Source organism: Paenibacillus sp. EKM301P (assembly GCF_011800295.1).
GTDB classification, from domain to species: Bacteria; Bacillota; Bacilli; order Paenibacillales; family Paenibacillaceae; genus Paenibacillus; species Paenibacillus polymyxa.
The window spans coordinates 1-1,403 of the sequence record NZ_JAALFM010000048.1 but is presented as its reverse complement, the minus strand read 5'-3'; the positions used below and the strand labels follow the sequence as shown (position 1 = coordinate 1,403).

Here is a 1,403-nt window from a genome sequence, read left to right as displayed (position 1 = left end):
TCTTATAAATGACTGAATTTTGTGACCGCATTTGTGACCTTTTTAAGGGGAACAAGCATGTGACTGTGCATTTTACTTCTGTGAGGTCTGCTCAAATGGTTGTTTGAGTTGAGATAAAAAATCTATTAAAAAGAAGATATTTGTATATGGACAAAATGATCGTACGATATAGCATTCTTGATTTTGAGACTTCCCTGTTTATAACGTGAATAATAGCCTTAAAACGAATGTGAGAGTGTACAAAGGACAATATATGTTTAATTCATTCCAAGTTCATGTGAAGTATCAATTTTACACACGATATATTTTGAATTTAAATGACTGTTCACAGGATGTTCATCGCTATTAACATTTATTTCAATATATTGTTTACTTATGGTAAAAAAATTACTATGATAAACGTGTATCCCAAATATGAGAGGATGATAGAGATGAAAAAGAAACTTTTAGTCGGTTTGTTGACTGTTGTTGCATGTTTCACTCTTGGATCAACATCTTTTGCTGCGAGCGTTTCCCCTTCAGAGACCTCAATAGAATCAACTAGTGTAAAACCTGCTAATACAATACTTGCAGAGCAATATGTTACCTATAATGCGTTGCACTATCCTACAGCCGCAGATGTTCCACAAGAATATTATTACGAAGATGGAAGCTATGCTGGTTGGATACCTCTTGTCACTCTTACCTACGGCGCTTCCGAAAATACAAACTACTGGGTAGCACAATATAAAGGTTGGATTACTAACTAAATCTCATCCTCTCTATTTTCTGGTAGGTTTCCAAAAAGAGAGGAGTTTAATTTCTTATGTAAAATCTTTATTTTGCTTGATTCTTTCTTCTTCAAATAAAAGGAATATCTTTATTATCTTTAGTACTCCATATAAAACACCAATTTTACCATCCAGTTGTCCACATATTGACGGAGACTGGATTTTTTTGTATCCGAATGCGTCATTGGGAAGCTTCTAGGGAAATTTCGGGGAACCTTCTTGGTGTTCTTCACTGCCGCCAAATACTTAAACAATTTCAGTATTAGGCTGCTAAGTTAAACGTAGGAGGTTCAAAGTAGGGCAAACCAAATTGTAATGTTGTCACTATATATACATGTCACCAAGTGACACGATACCTCGCTGGACAATTCTGTCCACCCTGCTATTTTACTTGCTTCGCGAAATACTCCTTCACTTAGGAAGGTACGAAATTGTGATGTCTCACTTTTATTCTTCGCTGGACAGAATTGTCCAATGTAACGATGTCGTTACAACTTGATGTCCGGTGAAAATAAAGTTTTAGACCAAGAAAACAAAGTTGTAGACTGGCTGCTGGTATTAAGCTCCCTCGAAATGATTAAGTTTTCTCACTCAAACTCATGAATTCGCAGGATTTCACCTTTAGTTTAGCGC

1 protein-coding gene is annotated in these 1,403 nt (G+C 35.9%); it reads left to right on the top strand.

The features are described from left to right. Positions 1–431 precede the first annotated feature (431 nt). Positions 432–749 carry a hypothetical protein gene (locus HFD99_RS25855; protein ID WP_225164866.1) on the top strand — a complete coding sequence of 106 codons (318 nt, stop codon included), beginning with the start codon at positions 432–434 and terminating at the stop codon, positions 747–749. Positions 750–1,403 lie beyond the last annotated feature (654 nt).

Excerpts from the sequence above, each read along its gene's own strand:
- HFD99_RS25855 (WP_225164866.1), top strand. The coding sequence starts at position 432 with ATGAAAAAGAAACTTTTAGTCGGTTTGTTGACTGTTGTTGCATGTTTC.